Annotated in this window: 21 protein-coding genes; 11 read left to right on the top strand and 10 right to left on the bottom strand. The window is 68.5% G+C overall.

Features of this window, described 5'->3' with window-relative positions:
- The first annotated feature begins 48 nt into the window (after positions 1–48).
- Positions 49–1701, top strand: coding sequence for a heparinase II/III family protein (locus B9N97_RS25235; protein WP_085090403.1), 1653 nt, complete (start codon positions 49–51; stop codon positions 1699–1701).
- Between the two features lie 273 nt (positions 1702–1974).
- Positions 1975–3579, top strand: a complete 1605-nt coding sequence (purH, locus tag B9N97_RS25230; protein ID WP_085090402.1) for a bifunctional phosphoribosylaminoimidazolecarboxamide formyltransferase/IMP cyclohydrolase — start codon at positions 1975–1977, stop codon at positions 3577–3579.
- 152 nt (positions 3580–3731) lie between these two features.
- On the opposite strand, the gene B9N97_RS25225 is transcribed toward purH, so the two are convergent.
- The 5 genes from B9N97_RS25225 to B9N97_RS25205 form a co-directional block, all read right to left on the bottom strand.
- A complete protein-coding gene (locus tag B9N97_RS25225) occupies positions 3732–4628 on the bottom strand; it encodes an RNA polymerase factor sigma-32 (protein ID WP_085090401.1) in 897 nt (298 codons plus the stop codon).
- 283 nt (positions 4629–4911) lie between these two features.
- On the bottom strand, positions 4912–5880 hold the full coding sequence (locus B9N97_RS25220) for a metallophosphoesterase family protein (protein ID WP_085090400.1): 969 nt from the start codon (positions 5878–5880) through the stop codon (positions 4912–4914).
- Positions 5881–6069: 189 nt separating this feature from the next.
- Positions 6070–6570 (bottom strand): CarD family transcriptional regulator, encoded by a 501-nt coding sequence (locus B9N97_RS25215; RefSeq protein WP_014248912.1) that lies wholly within the window; start codon positions 6568–6570, stop codon positions 6070–6072.
- Between the two features lie 352 nt (positions 6571–6922).
- A complete protein-coding gene (gene fdxA, locus B9N97_RS25210) occupies positions 6923–7255 on the bottom strand; it encodes a ferredoxin FdxA (protein WP_085090756.1) in 333 nt (110 codons plus the stop codon).
- Positions 7256–7416: 161 nt separating this feature from the next.
- A complete protein-coding gene (locus B9N97_RS25205) occupies positions 7417–8286 on the bottom strand; it encodes a LysR family transcriptional regulator (protein WP_244560890.1) in 870 nt (289 codons plus the stop codon).
- Between the two features lie 178 nt (positions 8287–8464).
- Here B9N97_RS25205 and B9N97_RS25200 point away from each other — a divergent pair, with 178 nt between their 5' ends.
- Together B9N97_RS25200 and B9N97_RS25195 are read left to right on the top strand one after the other, a co-directional pair.
- Positions 8465–9679 (top strand): YbfB/YjiJ family MFS transporter, encoded by a 1215-nt coding sequence (locus tag B9N97_RS25200; protein ID WP_085090399.1) that lies wholly within the window; start codon positions 8465–8467, stop codon positions 9677–9679.
- Positions 9680–9797: 118 nt separating this feature from the next.
- Positions 9798–10208: a CBS domain-containing protein gene (locus tag B9N97_RS25195; protein WP_244560889.1), complete on the top strand. Its 411-nt coding sequence runs from the start codon at positions 9798–9800 to the stop codon at positions 10206–10208.
- A gap of 42 nt (positions 10209–10250) precedes the next feature.
- Here B9N97_RS25195 and B9N97_RS25190 read toward each other — a convergent pair whose 3' ends face one another.
- Positions 10251–10970 (bottom strand): TerC family protein, encoded by a 720-nt coding sequence (locus B9N97_RS25190; RefSeq protein WP_085090397.1) that lies wholly within the window; start codon positions 10968–10970, stop codon positions 10251–10253.
- A gap of 189 nt (positions 10971–11159) precedes the next feature.
- On the bottom strand, positions 11160–11411 hold the full coding sequence (locus B9N97_RS25185; RefSeq protein WP_085090396.1) for a hypothetical protein: 252 nt from the start codon (positions 11409–11411) through the stop codon (positions 11160–11162).
- Between the two features lie 332 nt (positions 11412–11743).
- On the opposite strand from B9N97_RS25185, the gene nhaA reads away from it, so the two are divergent.
- The 3 genes from nhaA to hemN all read left to right on the top strand — a co-directional run bounded on the left by nhaA (position 11744) and on the right by hemN (position 15027).
- Positions 11744–12946 (top strand): Na+/H+ antiporter NhaA, encoded by a 1203-nt coding sequence (gene nhaA / locus B9N97_RS25180; protein ID WP_085090395.1) that lies wholly within the window; start codon positions 11744–11746, stop codon positions 12944–12946.
- A gap of 162 nt (positions 12947–13108) precedes the next feature.
- Positions 13109–13546 carry a DUF4112 domain-containing protein gene (locus B9N97_RS25175; protein ID WP_085090394.1) on the top strand — a complete coding sequence of 146 codons (438 nt, stop codon included), beginning with the start codon at positions 13109–13111 and terminating at the stop codon, positions 13544–13546.
- Between the two features lie 68 nt (positions 13547–13614).
- Positions 13615–15027 (top strand): oxygen-independent coproporphyrinogen III oxidase, encoded by a 1413-nt coding sequence (hemN, locus tag B9N97_RS25170; RefSeq protein ID WP_085090393.1) that lies wholly within the window; start codon positions 13615–13617, stop codon positions 15025–15027.
- Positions 15028–15123: 96 nt separating this feature from the next.
- Here hemN and B9N97_RS25165 read toward each other — a convergent pair whose 3' ends face one another.
- Positions 15124–15897: an EF-hand domain-containing protein gene (locus B9N97_RS25165; RefSeq protein ID WP_143266842.1), complete on the bottom strand. Its 774-nt coding sequence runs from the start codon at positions 15895–15897 to the stop codon at positions 15124–15126.
- Positions 15898–16169: 272 nt separating this feature from the next.
- Between B9N97_RS25165 and B9N97_RS25160 the strand changes: the two genes are divergently transcribed.
- Both B9N97_RS25160 and B9N97_RS25155 read left to right on the top strand, forming a co-directional pair.
- Positions 16170–16622 carry an SH3 domain-containing protein gene (locus B9N97_RS25160; protein WP_085090391.1) on the top strand — a complete coding sequence of 151 codons (453 nt, stop codon included), beginning with the start codon at positions 16170–16172 and terminating at the stop codon, positions 16620–16622.
- A gap of 125 nt (positions 16623–16747) precedes the next feature.
- On the top strand, positions 16748–17722 hold the full coding sequence (locus B9N97_RS25155) for an ImuA family protein (RefSeq protein ID WP_244560888.1): 975 nt from the start codon (positions 16748–16750) through the stop codon (positions 17720–17722).
- 8 nt (positions 17723–17730) lie between these two features.
- On the opposite strand, the gene B9N97_RS25150 is transcribed toward B9N97_RS25155, so the two are convergent.
- Positions 17731–17925, bottom strand: coding sequence for a hypothetical protein (locus B9N97_RS25150; RefSeq protein WP_085090390.1), 195 nt, complete (start codon positions 17923–17925; stop codon positions 17731–17733).
- A gap of 431 nt (positions 17926–18356) precedes the next feature.
- Here B9N97_RS25150 and B9N97_RS25145 point away from each other — a divergent pair, with 431 nt between their 5' ends.
- Positions 18357–19007, top strand: a complete 651-nt coding sequence (locus B9N97_RS25145) for a DTW domain-containing protein (protein WP_244560887.1) — start codon at positions 18357–18359, stop codon at positions 19005–19007.
- Between the two features lie 280 nt (positions 19008–19287).
- Positions 19288–19869: a tyrosine phosphatase family protein gene (locus B9N97_RS25140; RefSeq protein WP_244560886.1), complete on the top strand. Its 582-nt coding sequence runs from the start codon at positions 19288–19290 to the stop codon at positions 19867–19869.
- A gap of 47 nt (positions 19870–19916) precedes the next feature.
- Here B9N97_RS25140 and B9N97_RS25135 read toward each other — a convergent pair whose 3' ends face one another.
- Entirely contained in the window at positions 19917–20552 is a 636-nt protein-coding gene (locus B9N97_RS25135; protein WP_085090388.1) for a 2OG-Fe(II) oxygenase, read from the bottom strand.
- Positions 20553–20620: the final 68 nt, after the last annotated feature.

The following is a 20620-nucleotide window of genomic DNA, read 5'->3' as shown; positions in this document are numbered from 1 at the left end:
CTCCGCCGGCTGCCGACGCCGCTCGCGGTCCTGAAGGAGTCGGCGCAGATGGGCGACGGGAACGGACGGTTTCGCAGCGGCATGGCGCGCCTTGCCTATGGGAATCCCCTCTACGCCCTGATGCTGGGCGGCAAGGCACCGGGGGCGCTGGCGGTGATCCCGCCCGATCCCTGGCCGGGCGACACCGACAACGGCAACGCCATGCTGGCCGGACGGATGAGCTTCGCCGGGCAACCGATCATGGTCGATCCCAACGGCGCCCCCAACTGGCGGCCCCAGGGCGCCGGCGCCGGCTGGCTGCGCGCCGCCCATGGCTTCGAGTGGCTGCGCGACCTGCGGGCGGTCGGCGGCGACACCGCGCGGCGGCGGGCGCGGGTGCTGGTGTGGTCGTGGCTGGACCAGAATGGCGGCTGGCACGCGCAGAGCTGGGCGCCCGACGTGCTGGGCGTGCGGCTGGCCAGTTGGATCGGTCTGCATGACTTCTACTGCGCCTCCGCCGACGACGAGTTCCGTGCGCGGGTGTTCGAGAGCATGGCCCGCCAGCTTCGCCACCTGCTGCGGGTGGCGCCGGCCAAGCTGGACGGCGAACGGCTGATCGGCGCGATCAAGGGCCTGCTCTATGGCGGCTATTGCCTGCCCGACCAGGACAAGGCGGCGCGCGAGGCATTGCGCCTGCTCGACAAGGAGTTGCCGCGCCAGATCCTGCCCGACGGCGGCCATGTGGAGCGCAACCCGTCGATCCAGATGCGGGTTCTGCGCGACCTGATCGACATGCGCGCCGTTCTGCGCGTCGCGAAGGAGGAGGTGCCGGAAAGCCTGCAGCATGCCATCGACCGCATGACGCCGGCCTTGCGCTTCTTCCGCCATGTCGATGGCGGGCTCGCCCTGTTCAACGGCGGGCGGGAAGAGGAGCCAGCGCTGATCGACACGGTTCTGGCCCAGGCCGACGCCCGCGGCCGTCCGCTGAAGAGCGCGCCGCACACCGGGTTCGAGCGGCTGCTCGCCGGGCGCACGCTGGTTCTGCTCGACACCGGCGCGCCGCCGCCGGTCGGGCTGGACCGCACCGCCCATGCCGGCACCCTGTCGATGGAGGTCTCCGTCAGCAAGGAGCGGCTGATCGTCAATTGCGGCAGCCATCCGTCCCAGCGCGGCCCCTGGCGCGCGGCGCTGGCCGGGACCGCCGCCCATTCGACCATGGTGGTGGCCGACACCAACTCGTCGGAAGTGCTGGAGAAGGGCGGGCTGGGCCGCCGGCCGACCAATGTCAGCTGCGAACGGCAGGAATCCGATGGCGCCATGCTGGTGGTGGCCAGCCACAACGGCTACAGCAAGGGCTTCGGCCTGCTGCACCGCCGCCGCGTCTATCTGGCCGACAATGGCGAGGATCTGCGCGGCGAGGACACGCTGGAGCCGGTGATCGGCGCCACGCCGCAGCCGCAGCCCTACGCCATCCGCTTCCACCTGCACCCCAACGTCGAGGTGGTGCCGGTGCAGGGAAACGATCAGGTTCTTCTGCGCCTGCCCAGCGGCAATGCCTGGCGCATGCGGGTAACCGGCGCCGTGCTGGAGGTGGCGGAGAGCGTCTATCTCGGCAGCGGGGAGGAACCGCGCCGCAGCCGGCAGATCATGATGCAGGGACAATGCGGCCCCGAAGGGCTGACGGTGAAATGGGCCTTGCGCCGCGAGCGCAAGGCGGCGTAAATCGCGCCCATCCGCGGTGGCCGGGCCTATTCCGTTCGGAAGAGGCGTGGAAACACGGATGAACACGGGATTTGGGGCACGGACGACCACGGGACTCGTCTCGCCGTGCTTATCCAAGTCCGTCCGGGCCGGCATCGCCGGGGGGCGGGCAGGGATAAGCACAGCCGAGCGGCATTTCCGTGGCCGTCCGTGCTTTTCTTCTTCCGTGCTTGTCCGGGTCTCCCCGGTTGCCTGCGGCCTCGATCCAACACCCGCAGCGATCAGGATGACGCCATGAGCCCGCCCAAAGCCAACCACGCCCCCGCCCCCGACAAGGTCCGCATCACCCGCGCCCTGATCTCCGTGTCCGACAAGGCCGGTCTGGTGGAACTGGGCAAGGCGCTCGCCGCCCGCGGCGTCGAGATCCTGTCGACCGGCGGCTCGGCCCAGCGTCTGGCCGAGGCCGGCGTGCCGGTGAAGGAGGTCTCCGACCACACCGGCTTCCCGGAGATCATGGACGGCCGCGTCAAGACGCTGCACCCGCGCGTCCATGGCGGCATCCTGGCCCGCCGCGACATCCACGCCGACGCGATGGCGCAGCACGACATCCCCGGCATCGATCTGGTGGTGGTCAACCTCTACCCGTTCGAGGCGACGGTCGCCAAGGGCGCGGCCTATGACGACTGCGTCGAGAACATCGACATCGGCGGGCCGGCGATGATCCGCGCCGCCGCCAAGAACCACGACTTCGTCGCCATCGTCACCGAGCCGTCCGATTACGAGGCGGTGATGGACGAGCTGGCGACCCATGACGGCTGCGTCACGCTGGCCCTGCGCCGCAAGCTGGCGCAGCGCGCCTATGCCCGCACCGCCGCCTACGACGCCGCCATCTCCACCTGGCTGGCCGGCCAGTTGGGCGAAACCTTCCCGCCGCGCACCACCCTGTCGGGATCGCTGGCCCAAACCCTGCGCTATGGCGAGAACCCGCACCAGCAGGCGGCCTTCTACGTCACCGGCGAGAAGCGTCCCGGCGTCGCCACCGCCGTCCAGCTGCAGGGCAAGGAGCTGTCCTACAACAACCTGAACGACACCGACGCCGCTTTCGAGCTGGTGGCGGAGTTCGAGCAGCCGGCCGTCGCCATCATCAAGCACGCCAACCCCTGCGGCGTGGCGCAGGGTGCGAACCTGCTGGAGGCCTACAAGTCGGCCCTGCTGTGCGATCCGGTCAGTGCCTTCGGCGGCATCATCGCCGTCAACCGCAGCCTGGACGCCGAGACGGCCGAGGAGATCTCCAAGCTGTTCGCCGAGGTGGTGATCGCTCCGGATGCCGACGAGGCCGCCCGCGCGCTGCTGGCGACCAAGAAGAACCTGCGCGTGCTTCTGACCAAGGATGTGCCGAACCCGGCCGAGCCCGGCATGATGATCAAGCAGCTGTCCGGCGGCTTCCTGCTGCAGAACCGCGACAGCGGCCGCGTCAACCCGGCCGAGCTGAAGGTCGTCACCAAGCGCGCGCCGACCGAGCAGGAACTGGCCGACCTGCTGTTCGCCTTCCGCGTCGCCAAGCACGTCAAGTCGAACGCGATCGTCTATGCCAAGAACGGCGCCACGGTCGGTGTCGGCGCCGGCCAGATGAGCCGCGTCGACTCGGCCCGCATCGCCGCCATCAAGTCGGCCGAAGCCGCCAAGGCCGCCGGCCTGTCGGAGCCGCTGACCAAGGGCTCGGTCGTCGCGTCGGACGCCTTCTTCCCCTTCGCCGACGGCCTGCTGGCCGCTGCCGAGGCGGGCGTCACGGCCGTGATTCAGCCGGGCGGTTCGATCCGCGACGCCGACGTGATCGCCGCCGCGGACGAAAAGGGTTTGGCGATGGTGCTGACCGGAATGCGGCACTTCCGGCATTGATGGTGTGAAGGGGTGGGGGCGCTTGGTTGTTGCCCCCTCCCTAACCCTCCCCCGCTTCGCGGGAGAGGGAACTCCGCCGCCCTTGCACTAAACTCACGTTCTCCCGCGATAGCGAGGGAGGGTCGGGGGTGGGGGCAGCCGGTGCGAAACCCTCACGCCTCCGCCAGCAGGTCGTCTGAATCCTCGACCCGCTTCAGCATCGACTGCCGCAGTTTCAGCAGCGCCCGATGCTCCAGCTGGCGCACGCGCTCCTTGCTGACGCCCAGTTCGCGGCCCAACTCCTCCAGCGTGGCGCCTTCCTCGCGCAGGCGGCGTTCGCGGATGATGGTGCGTTCGCGCGGGCTCAGTTCGCCCAAAGCGTCCGCCAGCCATTGCGACCGGGTGTTGGCGTCGCGCATGCCGATCACCACGTCCTCGGGCGAGGGGCGCTGGTCGGCCAGGAAATCCTGCCAGTCGTCGTCGGAGCCGTCGGCCACCGGCGTGTTCAGCGACTGGTCGGATCCGGACAGGCGCATCTCCATCGCCTCGACCTCCGACACCTCGACCTGCAGTTCGCCGGCGATCCACTCGCGGCCTTCCTTGGTCAGGGGGGCGCCGCTGCCGTTCTGGGTGGCGCTGTCGATCTTGGCGCGCAGTCGGCGCAGGTTGAAGAACAGGGATTTCTGCGCGGCGGTGGTGCCGGTCCGCACGATCGACCAGTTGCGCAGGATGTAGTCCTGCATGGCCGAGCGGATCCACCAGGCGGCGTAGGTGGAGAAACGCACCTCGCGGTCGGGTTCGAAACGGCTGGCCGCCTGCATCAGGCCGACATTGCCTTCCTGGACGAGGTCGCCCATCGGCAGGCCGTAATTGCGGAAGCGCGATGCGGTGGCCACCACCAGACGGGTATAGGCCCGGACCAGCTGATGCAGCGCCCGTTCGTCATGGCCTTCGCGCCATTTTCGGGCGAGGTCGAATTCATGGTCGCGCGACAGCAACGGTTCGCGCATGGATGCCTTGATGAAGCTCAGATTAGCACGCTGAGTCTCCGGATCGTCGATGTATGCCATCCGTCCCTTCCTTCCCGTCTGGGCGGCATCGTGTTCCTTCGCATATCCCCGTACTATCGGGTCTTCGCCGCTTTGCCGCCTGCCCCCGGTCGATGCCGTCGGGTTAGACAACAAGCATGAGCGCGCCCTGTTGCGGAATCATACGCAGGTGTAGGGGGGGCGGATCACAAGGTACGGAGGATTTTTGCCGGCGGCCCATGGGATGGCTGCCGGAAGGATAGCCGGACCTATACGGGGGAAGGGGGCGGACGGGATTAAAGGTCAGGCTGGACCTAAGGATGGATCACGCTTGGAAAAGATCCAGCATCTCGCCGAAAGAATCGAAACAGGCGCAAACGAGGTGGCCACCTCGGCCGCAGCCGCCGTCCAGCGTCACCGTCACCGGTCCGACATCCACGCCGGGGCTTTCCGGCGTCCAGCCGGGATCGTAGCCGCGCACCAGTCGATTGAAGCCGCCATAGGGCTGCTCCAGCCGGGCGAAGGCGGCGCTGCCCCACCAGAAGGCATCGCCCTGGCCAGTCAGCGGGCGCCGGGGATCGATGCCGGAGTTCACCAGCAGCAGGCTTCCGCCGCCCCGGCTGCTGCCGGTCCAGCCTTCGCCGCCGGCGGTCCCATCCGGTGCCCCGTCATTCGCGGTCCCCTCATTCGCGGGCCCGCCGGTGTAGGCGGCGCGGCGCAGGGCGTTGAACAGCTGCTCGTGCCCCGGCCGCGCGGCCACCGCCTGCCGAAGCTCGCGCGTCCAGCGGCCCAGCATCACCGCCCCGCCGCGCGCCCCCGCCATCCCGGCGTCCAGGTTGCCGCCATAGGCGGCCAGCGTCGGCGCCACGCCCTGGCGCAGCATCCAGTCCAGCACGGTGCGGGGATCGGGAGCGAAATGGAGTTGCAGCAACTTCTGCCACATCTCCTCCTGCTGGCCGCGCAGATAGACGATGTCCGACGCGATCATGCCCGGCATCGCCAGCAGGGCGATGCGGAAGGCCAGCAGCCGGTCGATGGTCTCCACCACCCGGTCGCCGAACCCGATCATGTTGCCGAGATAGACCAGCCGGTCGCCGGGGCGGAATCGCTGGCCGATGGCGTTATGGATCAAGTCCAGCCGGTCGGGCTGCGCATGGATGGCGCCGATGGCCCAGACGCGGCGCGGCCGGCCGAGCGAGGCGAAACGGCTGCCGTCCTCGACGGCGCCGACAATGCTCGCGGCATGGCGGCTGGCCTGACGATTGGGAAGAGCAAGGCGCGGCGGCAGACCCAAACTGGATTCCCTTCGACGTCGTTCGCGAAGTCGTTCCGGCGGCGTCTGCCGGAAGGCGGCGGGAGTTTAGGCGTGTCATGCCACGGAAACAAAGGCGAAAAACGAGACGGGCGCGCGGCGTGACGTAGCAGCCGCGCGCCCGTTCGTGTCACAAACGGCTATGTGGAGGCCGGCAACCGGGACCAGGACTCAGGCGGCCTTGGACAGCACCGATTCCAGACGCTCCGTCGCCTTGGTCTCGTCGATCTTCTCGACGGCGGCCAGTTCGCGGGCCAGACGCTCCAGGGCGGCCTGATAGATCTGGCGCTCGCTGTAGGACTGGTCGGACTGGTCGGCACCGCGATACAGGTCGCGCACCACCTCGGCGATGGACACCGGATCGCCGGAGTTGATCTTGGCCTCATACTCCTGGGCGCGGCGGCTCCACATCGTGCGGCGGACGCGCGACCGGCCCTGCAGCGTCTCCAGCGCGACCTTGATGCGGTCCTTGGAGGACAGGCGGCGCAGGCCGGCGTTGCGGGCCTTGGTAACCGGAACCTTGAGCGTCATGCGCTCTTTCTCGAACGTGATCGCGTAGAGTTGAACCTCGAGTCCGGCAATGCTGTGGGTCTCGATCCCTTCGACCCGACCGACGCCATGAGCCGGATAAACGACGAAGTCACCGGCTTCGAAGTCAAGCTTGTTCGACATGTGGATTGGCTCTCACTTCTCGCGATCACGCCATTTTGCCGCCCCGGTGGAAGGGACGAAAAAGGACCCCGGACAGTTGTGGCGCCGTGGGGATGGGACCCATCCACGACGATCACAAAAGCCACAGGTCCTGGAACGTAGGGAAAACCGGCAATGGCGCGGAGGCCGGCTCCGGTCGCGCATTATAGCGATGTTACGCCCGAGTTACAAAGGGAACGCGCAATCTACCGGGCGGAAATCGTCCATCGCCCGGCCATGGCCGCCCCGTCGATTTTGCATAGCAACATCGGCGGGCACAATTGGTTGATGCAGCCCGACTCGGAATAGCCGGGCCGCATCCGCTGGTCCGGCCTCAGCCGCCCGCCTTCGGAGAGAAGTACTTCTCGAACTTGCCGTCGACTCCCTTGAACTCGTCGGCGTCGGGCGGCGCGTCCTTCTTGCGGGTGATGTTCGGCCACTGGCCGGAATAGTCGCGGTTCATCTCCAGCCACTTGGTCGCGCGGTCGTCGGTATCGGGGACGATCGCCTCGGCCGGGCATTCCGGCTCGCACACGCCGCAGTCGATGCATTCGTCCGGGTGGATGACCAGCATGTTCTCACCCTCGTAGAAGCAATCCACGGGGCAGACTTCGACGCAGTCGGTGTACTTGCACTTGATGCAGCCGTCGGTGACGACGTAGGGCATGATCTCTTCTCCGCTGTTCCGGCCGGCGGCGCCGGCGGGACTGGGCACGCGCATGGCACCGGGCCGGATGGCCAACCCGCGCCTGCCTAGCATGCCGCGGACGAGCCGTTCAACCCTGCGCGTGATGTGGGCGACCCTGTCGCACCCGTGGCGGCCTTTTTCTAAGCGGCAACGGAAGCGGTGTCGGTGGAAAAGGCTTCGAGAAAGGCGCGCAGGCTCGCGGTCTCGATGGCGTCGGCGCGGCGCACGAACTGCGTCGGCATGCGGCCCAGCGCTTGCGGGAGCGGCCGGGCGACCAGCAGCTCGCGCCAGGGATCGCGCTCCACCACCGACCGCGGGATGACCGTCACCCCCATGCCGGCGCCGACGCAGCCCAGGATGGCGTCCAGCGCCCCGAACTCCATGACGCGGAAGGGCACGCGCCCGGCCTCGCGCATCGCCATCTCCGCCCGGCCGCGATAGGCGCAGGCCCGGCCGAAGGCGATCAGGGTGCGGCGGGCGGAGTCGGTGGTCAGCCCGGCGGCCGGTTCGGCCAGCACAAGCTCCTCGTCGAAGATGCGCCGGGCGATCAGGTCGGGGTGGGCCACCTCGCCGCCGACGAAGGCGCCGTCCAGCCGCCCGGCCAGCACGTCGCCCAGCAGGGTCTCGGTCGGGCCGGGGGTGATGGTCAGTTCCACGTCGGGATGGTCGCGGTGAAAGCGCGCCAGGATCGGCGGCAACCGCACCGCGGCGGTCGATTCCATGCTGCCCACCGCCAGCCGGCCGCCGCGCCCGGCCGCCTCCGCCACCGCGTCGCGGGCCTGGGCGACCAGCCGCAGCACCCGGTCGGCATAGCCGCTGAGCACCCGGCCGGCCGGCGTCGGCTCCATCCCGCGGCTGAGGCGCAGGAACAGGTCGACGCCCAAATCCTCCTCCAGCCGCTTGATCCGCGCGGTGACGTTGGACTGCACGCAGTTCAGCGCCTCCGCCGCCCGGCTGACGCTGCCGGTGTCGGCCACCGCCTTCACCACCCGCAAACCGGCCAGATCCATCGCGCTGCCTCCTTCGCCGTTCCGTGCATGGCACCCATCACTGAAAGTGGAGCTTATCATCAGAACAATTCATTGGAAATGAGGGCAGTGCCGCGGCCATGATGGAGGACAAATCAATCGGCCGGCCGAACAGTTCCCGATCAAAAGAGCCGGCTGAAAAACCGAGAGGGCGTGGATCATGGTTCGGGTGCTGGTTGGCGGCCTGATCGGGCTTGCCATCGCGATGGGGGTTGCGCGCTTTGCCTTCACCCCGATCCTGCCGGCGATGCAGGACGCCACCGGGCTGAGGGCCGACGGGGCGGGGCTGCTCGCCTCGCTCAACTATCTGGGATATTTCATCGGCGCGCTGGGGGCCGGGCTGGTGCCGCACGGCGCCACGCGCACCGCCGTTTTCCGGCTGTCGCTGCTGGTCAGCGTCGCCACCACCGCGGCGATGGGGCTCGATCTGGGGGACGCCGGGCAGGCGATGCCGGCCTGGCTGGTCCTGCGCTTCCTGTCGGGGGTGTCGAGCGCCGGCATCTTCATCCTGGGCATCGCCATGGTGCTGGACACGCTGACCCGCGGCGGCGGGGAGCGGCTGGCCGGCTGGCTCTACACCGGGATCGGGGTGGGCATCGCCTCCTCCGGCCTGTTCGTCGCGCTGTTCGGCGGGCGGCTGGGCTGGGACGGCGATTGGCTGGCGTTGGGGGCGATCTGCGCCGTGCTGGGGCTGATGCCCGGCCTTTGGGTGCGCGATCCGGCGCCGCAGCATCATGCCAGGGCCGCCAAGGCGGAGGGGGCTGCCCCGGCGCGGGCGGGCGGGCTGTCGGCGCCGCTGCTGCTGCTGACGCTCGCCTACTTCCTGGAGGGTGGCGGCTACATCGTGTCGGCCACCTTCCTGGTATCGATCCTGAAGACCGATCCCGGCACCGCCGCGGTGGGCGAAGCCGCCTGGATGGTGGTCGGCATCGGCGCGATGGGCGCCGGGGTGTTCTGGGCCGCAGTCGCCCGTCGCACCAACAGCTGGTGGTCGCTGATCCTGGCGCACCTGACGCAGACGGTGGCCATCCTGCTGCCGATGACCGGATCGCCCACCGCGTCCGTCGTCTCCGCCCTGCTGTTCGGCGGCACCTTCGTCGGCATCGTGTCGCAGGCCTTCGCGCTGGGGCGGCAGCTTTCGGGGGGCGCGTCGGCGCGGGTGGTCGGGGCGCTGACCGCGGCCTATGGGCTGGGGCAGATCATCGGGCCGTTGCCGGCCGGGCTGGTGGTGACGCGCACCGGCAGCTTCAACGCCGCGCTGCTGGGGGCCGCCGCCGCGGTGGTGCTGGGCACGCTGTTGCTGGTGCTGGGCATGGTGATTGCCGGGCGGCAGTCACCGGCGGGGTCGGCCTACGCCTCGCCAAAAGCTTCGTAAGTATTCGAAAGGTGAACCTGCGACAATCGGCGCCGCTTCTGCTGCGATGCCGTTGTTCTCCCCGATCGTCCGCTTTGGCTACAGTCTGGTCCACAACAACCAGATCATCGGGGGAGTCATGAAACGCAAGCTGGTTCCGGACGTCGTGAAGTCGCAGGAACTGATCCTGGTGCCGGAGGACACCTCCGTCGCCACCGTGTCGAAGATGATGGCGGACAAGAACATCGGCGCGGTGCTGGTGGTCGATCACGGCGCCCTGATCGGCATCGTCACCGAGCGCGACCTGAACAACAAGGTGCTGTCCAAGGACCTCGACCCGTCGGCGGTGGAGGTGGGGACGGTGATGACCCGCAACCCCGACAGCCTGCCGCCCGACGCCGACGCGGTCGACGCGCTGAAGCTGATGCACGACAAGCATTACCGCCACCTGCCGATCACCCAGGGCAAGCGCGCGGTCGGCATCGTGTCGATCCGCGACCTGTTCAAGGTCGCCTACGAGCACATGATGGCCGAACGCGCCGAGGCGTGAGGAAGAAGGGGGGCGCCGGGACGGGCGTCCCCCACCTTGCCGTCAGTGCCCTGGGCTCTGCTTGCGCCGGGCCATCAGGTTCAGCGCCTCCACCAGGGCGGAGAAGGCGATGGCGAAGTACAGGTAGCCCTTGGGGATGTGGAAGCCCAGGCCGTCCGCCACCAGCGCCACGCCGACCAGCAGCAGGAAGGACAGCGCCAGCATCTTCACCGTGGTGTGACGGTTGACGAAGTCGCCGACCGGGCCGGAGGCGAACAGCATCACCGCCATGGCGATGACGACGGCGGCGATCATCACCGGCAGGTGATCGGACATGCCGACGGCGGTGATGACGCTGTCGAGCGAGAAGACGATGTCCAGGAACATGATCTGGACGACCACCGAGGTGAAGGTGGCGTGCTTGGGCGCCGACCCGGTCTCCTCATGGCCTTCGACGGTGTGGTGGATCTCCAGCGTGCCCTTGGCCAGCAGGAACAGGCCGCCCAGGATCAGGATCAGGTCGCGGCCCGACACCTCCCAGCCGGCGACGGTGAACAGCGGCTGGGTCAGCTGCGCCACCCAGGCGATGGAGGCCAGCAGCGCCAAGCGGGTCAGCAGCGCCAGCGCCAGGCCGACGCGGCGTGCGCTGTGCTGCCGTTCGGGCGGCAGCTTCGACGCCATGATCGAGATGAAGATGATGTTGTCGATGCCCAGCACGATCTCCAACGCGGTCAACGTCAGAAGGCTGGCCCAGACATTCGGGTCGGCGAGAAGGTCGAGCATGAAGGGGCGGCGCTCCGGCGGTCAAATGGGTGCAGTCGACAGGCTGCACGCCGGCACCGCAGGGCACCAGCGTGACCGCGACCACATGAGGTCGGCCGCGGTCCGCTGCAAGAGGGGCCGGTTCCATTTTTCCGCCATTCCTCCCCCGTCCTGCCGCCGTCTTGCCGCCGATCCGGGGGGCGGTGCGTTTCACCTCCAGGAGGCTGCGGTCCGCCGTCCGCCCGCTGCGGCGGGGAGGCGGCCGAAGGGGGCCGGCTCCACCTCGTGCCGCTCGACGGTCTGCCGGGTGGCCGTCCTGTCGCGGCTCATCCGATCACTCCAGGCGCGCCGACGGATCGCCATCTGAAGCCGGCAATCCTGGGAGCAATAGAAGGGCGCCGGACCGCGGGCGGACATGCGGACGAAGGGCCTGCCGCAGCAGGCGCAGTAAAGCGTGGTCATGGTCGTTTCCTCCGGAACGGGCGGCCGTTTGCCGGCCTGCCCAGAGCCTTGCGGGTGATCGCCCTTCGGCTCTGCTTGATGCTGTTGGGTGAATTGTGTCGGCTGCCCGCGGGCATCGCCAGCGATCAAAAGACATAAGCCCGACTGGCTTCAAGTATTCGGCGTCGAAAACCGGAGCGGCAGCAGCAGCTTAGATGCACATGCGCGTCAATTCGCCGCGATGCTCTGCCGATCGTTGGCACGCACATTTTTTTCGACATCCGCATCTTTCAACGGAAGCCTGACGGTGCCATTTGTTCCTTTCGACCAACAGCCCGGAAAGACGAGACGCGATGACGCTTGGACGCCTCGCCACCTTCCTGAAAACCGAAAGCGCCAGCGGCGTGGTCCTGATGATTGCGGCGGTGCTCGCCCTGTTGTGGGCGAACTCGCCGGCGGCCCCGCTGTACGACACGATCCTGGCGACGAAGCTGGCGGTGACGGCGGGCGGCGTCGGTCTGGACAAGCCGCTGATCCTGTGGATCAACGACGGGCTGATGGCGATCTTCTTCCTGCTGGTCGGGCTGGAGATCAAGCGCGAGGTGCTGGAGGGCGAATTGTCCAGCCCGGCCAAGGCGATGCTGCCGGGCATCGCGGCTGTGGGCGGCATGGCGGTGCCGGCGCTGGTCTATTGCCTGTTCGCCCAGGCCGAACCGGGCGCCCTGCAGGGCTGGGCGATCCCGGCGGCGACCGACATCGCCTTCGCCCTCGGCGTGCTGGCCCTGCTGGGCAACCGCGTGCCGGCCAGCCTGCGCGTCTTCCTGCTGGCGCTGGCGATCATGGACGATCTGGGCGCCATCGTGATCATCGCCGTCTTCTACAGCCACGGGCTGGTGCCGATGGCGCTGGGGCTGGCGGCGGCATCGGCGGTCGGGCTGTGGCTGCTGAACCGGGCCGGGGTGCGCTCGCTGGCGCCCTATCTGCTGCTGGGGCTGGTGCTGTGGGTGTGCGTGCTGAAATCGGGCATCCACGCCACGCTGGCCGGCGTCGTCCTGGCCTTTGCCATTCCGCTGCGGGTCAAGGATGCCGACGGCAAGCGGGCGGAGGATGCGCCGCTCTATTGCCTGGAGCATGCGCTGCATCCCTGGGTCGCCTTCCTCATCATGCCGGTCTTCGCGCTGGCCAATGCCGGTGTGCCGCTGGACGGCATCACCCCCGCCAGCCTGCTGGAACCGGTGCCGCTGGGCATCGCGCTCGGCCTGTTCGTGGGCAAGCAGGTGGGCGTGTTCCTGGCCGTGTGGATCGCCGTGCATATCGGCGTGGTCGAGCGGCCGGCACGGGCCAACTGGGGCCAGATCTACGGCGTCGCCGTGCTGACCGGCATCGGCTTCACCATGAGCCTGTTCATCGGCACGCTGGCCTTCGCCGACCCGCAGCATGCGGTGGCGGTGCGGCTGGGCGTGCTGACCGGCTCGCTCGCCTCGGCGCTGGCCGGTTATGCGCTGCTTTATGCCGCCGGCACCAGGCGGGAGCGGGCGGCGGCCCGGGCGACCTGATGCCGATCGGCAAAGGTTATCGTCAAAGATAGTTGTTGATGGTATCTGTTGGGTGCGCGAACTTTGTTCCGGAGCGGCGGAACCCGTTGGCCTGCTGGCCGGTTCTTCCTTTGTGGGGAGTCGCGCGGCAGGCGCGGGACCGACAGATCGGGGGGACTTGCGATGATCGACGCCATCCGCACACGCCGGCGCACCGTTGCCGAAGATCCCGCTCCGGGCGGGGCCGGCAGCTCGGTCTCCATCGATTTCCAGCGGCTGGAGCGGCTGCGCCGCCTGTCCCGCCTGATGGACAGCCGCTGGCGTATCCCCTTCACCCGCATCCCGGTCGGGCTGGACGGCATCGCCAGCCTGGTGCCGGTGGCGGGCGACACCGCGACCGCGCTGGTTTCCGCCTACATCATCATGGAAGCCGCCCGCTTCGACCTGCCCAAGACGCTGGTGGCCCGCATGGTCTTCAACGTCCTGCTGGACTGGGCCGGCGGGTCCGTCCCGGTGCTGGGCACGGTGTTCGACATCGCCTTCAAGGCCAACCGGGCCAACCTGAACCTGCTGCACGAGCATCTGGAACAGCGTCTGGCCGCTGCCGCGGCGAAGCGCTGAGGGGGGCGCCTCCGCGATCTTGACGTGGATCAAGGCAGGGGTGGGGGGACTGCGGCACTCTGTCGCTCATGAACGCCATCACCGCCCTGGCCGTAAAGCCGGCCCCCGCCCCGTCCCGTTCCCACGGTGTCGATCCCGCGCTGCTCGCCAAGTATGACGGGCTGCGGGTGCCGCGTTACACCAGCTACCCGACCGCGCCGCACTTCACGCCCGAGGTGAACGGCGACGTCTATGGCGGCTGGCTGGAGGCGATCGATCCCGCCCGCTCGGGTTCGCTCTACCTGCACATTCCCTTCTGTCAGAAGATGTGCTGGTACTGCGGCTGCCACACCAAGATCGTCGCGCGCTACGAGCCGATCGCCGAGTATCTCAGCCATCTGCGGCGCGAGATCGCCATGGTGGCCGAACGCGTTCCCGGCCGGCTGGCGGTGCGCCACATCCATTTCGGCGGCGGCACCCCGACCATGATGGCGCCGGACGATTTCGAGGCGATCATCGCGCTGCTGCGCACCCGCTTCGATGTCGTCGCCGATGCCGAACTGGCGGTGGAGATCGACCCCCGCACCCTGACTGCGGAAATGGCGGCGGCGCTGGGCCGCGCCGGCGTCAACCGCGCCTCGCTGGGCGTGCAGGATTTCGACGAGACGGTGCAGCAGGCGATCAACCGCGTCCAGCCGCGCGCCGTCACCGAACAGGCGCTGGCCTGGCTGAATGAGGCCGGGATCACCAGCGTCAACCTCGACCTGATGTACGGCCTGCCGCACCAGTCGGTGGAGAGCGTCACCCGCTCCGCCCTGATCGCGCTGGAGATGGCGCCCGACCGGCTGTCGGTCTTCGGCTACGCCCATGTGCCGTGGATGAAGACCCACCAGAAGAAGATCGACGAGTCGGTGCTGGCCGGTTCGCTCGGCCGCTGGGAACAGTTCGCCGCCATCGGCGACACGCTGGCCGCCGCCGGCTACAGCGCCATCGGCCTCGACCATTTCGCCCGCCCCGGCGACGAACTGGCGGTGCAGCAGGAGGAAGGGCGGCTGGGCCGCAACTTCCAGGGCTACACCACCGACGACGCCGAGGTGCTGCTGGGCTTCGGTTCCTCCTCCATCGGCGCGCTGCCTCAGGGCTATGTGCAGAACGCGGTGCCCTTCGACCATTACGCCACCGCCATCGAGGAAGGCCGCCTGCCCACCGGCAAGGGCATCGCGCTGACCACGGACGACAAGGTGCGGCGCGACCTGATCATGCGGCTGATGTGCGACCTGTCGGTCGATACCGCCGCCATCGCCCAGGCTCACGGCTTGCCTGAGTCGGCCTTCGACGCGGAACTGGAGGGCATGGCCGATCTGGTCGCCGACGGCGTCGCGGTGGTGGAGGGCCGGCGCGTCCATGTGCCGGAGAGCGCCCGCCCCCTGATGCGCATCGTCGCCGCCCGCTTCGACACCCACCTGTCCAAGGGCGCCGGGCGGCATAGCCGGGCGGTCTGAGGGGCGGGCGGTCTGAGGGCCGTTCTAAAAAAGAAAAGGCGGCCGGCGCCACCCGCCGACCGCCCTTTCCCGTGCCGCGCATCCGAACCCACAAGGCTACGCGGCAACCTCGTTGATGCCCTGCATCAATGTCCGCAGCATGTCGCCGCTCAGGCGGTTGGACGTCACGCCGCCCGCCTGCTGCTGCGTGCCGCCGCCATAGGCGGCCATCCGTTCCTGTTCCGACACATAGCCGTCCTTGTTGGTGTCCAGCGGGTCGTAGCTGGTCGTGCCGCCCGCCGACGCGGTGCCGCTGTCGGACGTGCTGTCGGAAGCGCTGGCCGTGTCGCTGTCGTTGGCGGGCGGCGGGGGAGGCGGCGGTGGGCGGTTGGCGTCGGCTTCCTTCAGCGCGCTGCTCAACTCGTCCTCGGAAATCGATCCGTCCTCGTCGCTGTCGAGGCTGCCGAACAGCGACGAGGCGTCGGTGGACGACTGGCCGGCGGAGGTGAGGGCCGAGGTCAGCTCGTCGGTGCTGATGCCGCCGCTGCTGTCGCTGTCCAGGCTGGAATAGAGGTTCTGCGCGAACTGCTGCTGCATCGCGCTCGCCTGCTCCTGCGCCGCCAGCAGGGCGCTGCCGCTGCCATGGTCGAACCGGCTGGAGAAGGAACTGAACTCCGTCGCGCTGAGCGAGCCGCTCTTGTCGCTGTCCAGGCTGCCGATCAGGCCGTCGACCGCCGAGGACAGCGTGTCACTGTCGGATGCGGCCGAGGTGCCGCCGAGCGCACCGAGAAGCTCGTCCTTGGACAGCGACGAATCGCTGTTGGCATCCGCCTTGGAAAAGAATTTCTGGAGCGTCGCCGCGCTGCTGGAACTGCCGAGGGAAGAGATCATGGCCGGATGCCCCCGCAAGGTGCCGTCGTGATGGTCGAGATACGCGGCGCGCGGCGGAACTCCTGCGCTGAAGCGGTGCGAAAAGATTGGATTTGCGCTAATTTTTTTTTGGGGGCGGGCAACGTGCCCCAAAAAGCGCATAGCGAGGTTGGGTGTGCTGCGGTGGCGAAGAGGGGGGCTCCTCCTGTATGGTCGCGCCGAAGGTCCATTGCTCCTGTCCGCCAACCCCTTTCGCCCTTCCTGCAAATCACCGATCCATAGCAAGGTGAGCGATGATCCGGCGTGTGCGTTCCCTTCCGCTGATGGTGGCCCTGGCCACGCTGATGGTTCCCGGCTGCATGCCGTACCAGCGGATTCCGAATCCGCCGACCGTGCGCACCGCGCCCGATACCGGGACCGGGCTGGAACCGATCTATGGGGAATGGCAGGTGGACAGGCCGACACCGCTGCGCGCCCAGCCGTCCGCCGGTGCGGGCGTCGTCGCCACGCTGGGAGCCGGGCAGGCGGTGACCACGCTGGGCCGGGTGCGCAACAGCGATTGGGTGGCGGTGAAAGCCGGCGGGTCCACCGCCTATGTCCGGCTGCATCTGCTCAGCCTGAAGAGCAACACGCCGCGCGGCAGCCGCGGCACCTCCACCACCCTGGCGAAGCCGACCGACAATGCCGGCCCGACCATCAAGGCCGCCCCGCGCAGCAAGATCGGCGTCACGCCCATCGCCAACTGACCTGAAGGGCCGGCGAGCCCTAGGGCAGTCGGTCACAGAACAAGACAGGAGTCGCAGACTCCCCCTCGACATGGCTCCATGGTAGAACATATCAGGAACATATGCCTGTCGAGCGGAGCCGAGTCATGCCTGTCCAGCCGTCCCCTTCGCCGTCCGCGGAGGCTGCGCCGCGCGATCGTGCCGGCGTGCTGGCCGACCTGCGCGCGCGCATCCGGCGGATCGAAGGGGCGGGCGGGGAGGGTGGGAGGACCCTGCCGTTCGGCATCGATGCGGTCGACGGCCATCTACCCGACGGCGGGCTGCCGCTGGGTTGCCTGCATGCGGTGGCGGCGCAGGATCCGGGGGCGGGCACCGGTTTCGCCGCGGCGCTGCTGGCCCGGCTGGCGACGCCGAGGACGCCGGCGCTGTGGATCCTGCGCGGGCGCGACCTGTATGCCCCAGGGCTGGCGGCCTATGGGCTGACGCCGGACCGGCTGGTGGCGGTGCGGGCGGTTCGGCCGGTCGATGCGCTGTGGGCGATGGAGGAGGCGTTGCGCTGCTCCACCCTGTCGGCGGTGCTGGGCGAATTGGAGGGGCTGGACCTCACCGCCAGCCGACGGCTGCAGCTCGCCGCCGAGTCGTCGGGGGTGACCGGCTTCCTGCTGGATGTGAGTGCCGGCGCCGTCGCGTCGGGTGGACGCAACCGGCTAGCGGCGGGCCGGCTGGTGGAGGGCCGGCGGGCGGAAGGGCTCAGCGCCGCGGTGACCCGCTGGCGACTGGATGCGGCACCCAGCCTGGATGGGGAGGAGGATGCGGTCCCGCGCCCGGCCGGAGGGCCGCCGGGGCTGGGAAAGCCGCGCTGGTCCGTCGCGCTGGACCGTTGCCGGGGCGGACGTCCGGGCCACTGGACCCTCTCCTGGGACGGGGAGGGCTGGCGCGACGCGGGGAAAGAGGATGGAAGCGGCCTTTGGCAGGCCGCGGGAGGCGACTCGGGGCTATGGCCGGCCCGGCATTCGAGGGGGCTGGACTCGATGGCCCTGGACTCGATGGCCCTGGACTCGATGTCCGACAACCGACAGGGTCGTTTGTCGGATCACCGCAGACCGGCTGTCGCGCGCTGAGCGCCGGATCAGTAGTTGGTGGCCCAGTCGGGTTCGCGGCGGGCGGGCTGCTCCGACCCGTCCGGCTCGGTCATCCAGCGCGGGTCATCCGCATCCAATGGCGCGTCCAGCGGGGCGTAGAGCGGCAGCTGGCGGGCGAATTCCGCGCTGTCGGCATCGCGGCGCTGCTTCAGCAGGCGGTCGGCAAGGTGGGCGGGCAGCATGGCAGGTCTCCTTCTGAGCGCCGGATGGCACCGTGGATCAGCCTGACTAAGGCCGGTCCTGGCCCACCCGTCGTCCTGTTTGCCTGGATAATAACTACGCAAGTTCCAGGCCAGCTGTTAAGCGCGTCACACGAGTTCCATGACACACGACGAAGTCTCTACAAACGGTTTATACGAAGCCACTTGAACCCACATGAACCGGTGTGACACGAGGGATTGTTGGGGGATCTGTCGTATGCGCCGTGGCGGCCCTCGCCCTTCGATCGGGCATCGCCGCCGTCCCGTGTGAGATGTGTTCCCTTCCGTGCCGTTCCAACCCATATTCGGGGCCAATCCTCTTCAAGGAATGCGTACCTCCCATGCACAGCGCCACCGCACCCGATTCTTGCCCGACTTGCCTAAAACCTAATCATCTGTGCATTTGCGAGGCAGTGCAGCCGATCGACAACGGCGTGTTCCTGCTGATCCTGCAGCACCCGCAGGAGAAGCGGGAAAATCTGGGCACCGCCCAGATCGCCCATCTGCAGTTCGCCAATTCGATGGTGAAGGTCGGGCTGAGCTGGCCGGGTCTGAAGCGCATCCTGGGGCGGGAGGTCGATCCCAAGCGCTGGGGCGTGCTGTATCTCGGCCCGGTGAAGGATGGCGGCGCTCCCCGGGCGGAGGTGGCGGTGGTCGACAGGAACGGCCAGCCGCTTCGCGACAGCGCTGAGATCCTGGAGGATCTGGAGGGCGTCATCGTCCTGGACGGCACCTGGAGCCAGGCCAAGACCCTGTGGTGGCGCAATGCCTGGCTGCTGAAATGCCGCCGCATCGTGCTGAACCCGCAGTTCCGCTCGCTCTACGGGCAGGCGCGCAAGGAGCCGCGGCGCGACAGCGTCTCCACCCTGGAGGCCGGCGCCTTCCTGCTGTCGCGGCTGGAGGGTGACCAGACCATCATGGACACCGCGCTGAAGCCCTTCTCGTTGCTGCTGAAGAAGCTGCGCACCCGCCGTCCGCGCCCCACGCCCACGACGCCGACGCCGCCGGCCGGCGAGGACGCCGGCCCGGCCGTTTCCGACGGCGTGGGGGACGACGAGGCCTGAGCGTTCCTTCCGCCGCTGCAACCAACCGGCGGCCTGAGCCGTTGATAACGGGTGAGAGGGCCGGCGCCGGCCGGCCGGATCGCCCGTTGCAATGGCGGAAGGAGAGGATTCGTGCGAGGCATTCTGCTGTGGCTGGTCGGCATTCCGATCCCCGTCATTCTCCTGCTCTACCTGTTCAACATTCTTTGACCCGACCGCCGGGTTGACGGCGCTGCCGCACCGGATGCCAAATGCGGGTCTCCAGCGCCCTGTTTTCCTTCCACCGCAATCGAACGAGAGAATGATGGCCAGCGATTTCGTGCCTTTCGGCCTGACCGTCTGCGGTCTCAGCGAACTTTGCAATTTCGGCGGCGGCAAGGTCAGCCACGTCCTGTCCATCCTCGACCCCGAGATGACGGAGCCGAGCGAGTTCGGCGATTACGGCGAGCATGAGCGGCTGGAACTGCGCTTCCACGATGTGATCGAACCGACCCGCGGCCAGATCGCGCCGGAACGGTCGGACGTGGAACGCATCCTGGCCTTCGGCCGCGACCTGCTGGCCGAGCCGGTGGACTGCCGCCATCTGCTGGTTCACTGCCACGCCGGCGTATCGCGGTCCACCGCGGCGCTGACCATGATCCTGGCCCAGGCGCGCCCCGACCTTCCGGCGGCCGACGCGGTGGGGACGGTGGTCGGCATCCGTGCTCAGACCTGGCCCAACCTGCGCATGATCGAGTTCGCCGACGACATCCTCGGCCGCAAGGGCGAGTTGATCGCCGCCGTCCGCCAGCGTCACCGCACGCTGGGCAAGCAGCGTCCGGAACTGGTCCAGTTCATGATCGACAATGGCCGCATCCGCGAGGTCGAGGACCTGATCGACTGAGGGGCGCGGCAGCCCGTTCCTCTCGGCCCGCCCCCTCGGCCTTTCCCTCAGTAGCCTGCCGACTGCTGGCTGCCGAAGACGCCCTTCGCCCAGGCGCCGATGCGGTGGCGCCACTGTTCGTGCCAGATATAGACGCTGCCCTTGACCCAGTTCATCTGGATCGCGCGACGCTGGCCTTCGAAGGGATAGTGTCCGTGCCAGGAGGTGTCGCTGCGGCGGAAGCACATCAGGGTGCCTTCCTCCGGCGGGACCTCGGCGGCGTAATCCTCCAGGTTCTGGGAGCGCAGGATGCGCAGGCGACCGCCGGTCGCCTCCCAGGGCGGGTTCATGTAGATCAGCACGGTGATGACCTTGCTGGCCGAATCCGGATGGATCTTGCCGTCGGTCGGCCGGCACATGCCGCGCGCCGTGAACATGGTCGGGTATTTCGACAGATCCAGATCGAACTTGTCGGAGAAGGCCTTGCAGACCTCCGGCCCCTTCAGTTCGGCGATCAGGCGGTCGAAGCTCGGCCCCTGGGGGAAGACGCCCAGCGGGATCGAACCGGGCTTGTCGACCTTGGGGTAGTCGCGGTGCAGCTCTTCAAGAAACTCCCGCTTCACGAAACCCGGGACGCACAGGAAATCATAGGGGTCGTGCTGCAGGGGGGTGGAGCGGAATTTGTCCAGATCAAGCATGGACATGGCTGCGGAACTCCCAAAGAGCGTGCCGACGATGGCTTTGCCCCCCAAAACCGGCGTCACTTAATCAC

Origin of the sequence: Azospirillum oryzae (assembly GCF_900177515.1) — a bacterium.
Classification (GTDB): domain Bacteria; phylum Pseudomonadota; class Alphaproteobacteria; order Azospirillales; family Azospirillaceae; genus Azospirillum; species Azospirillum oryzae_A.
This window is presented reverse-complemented; position numbering and strand designations above follow the sequence as displayed.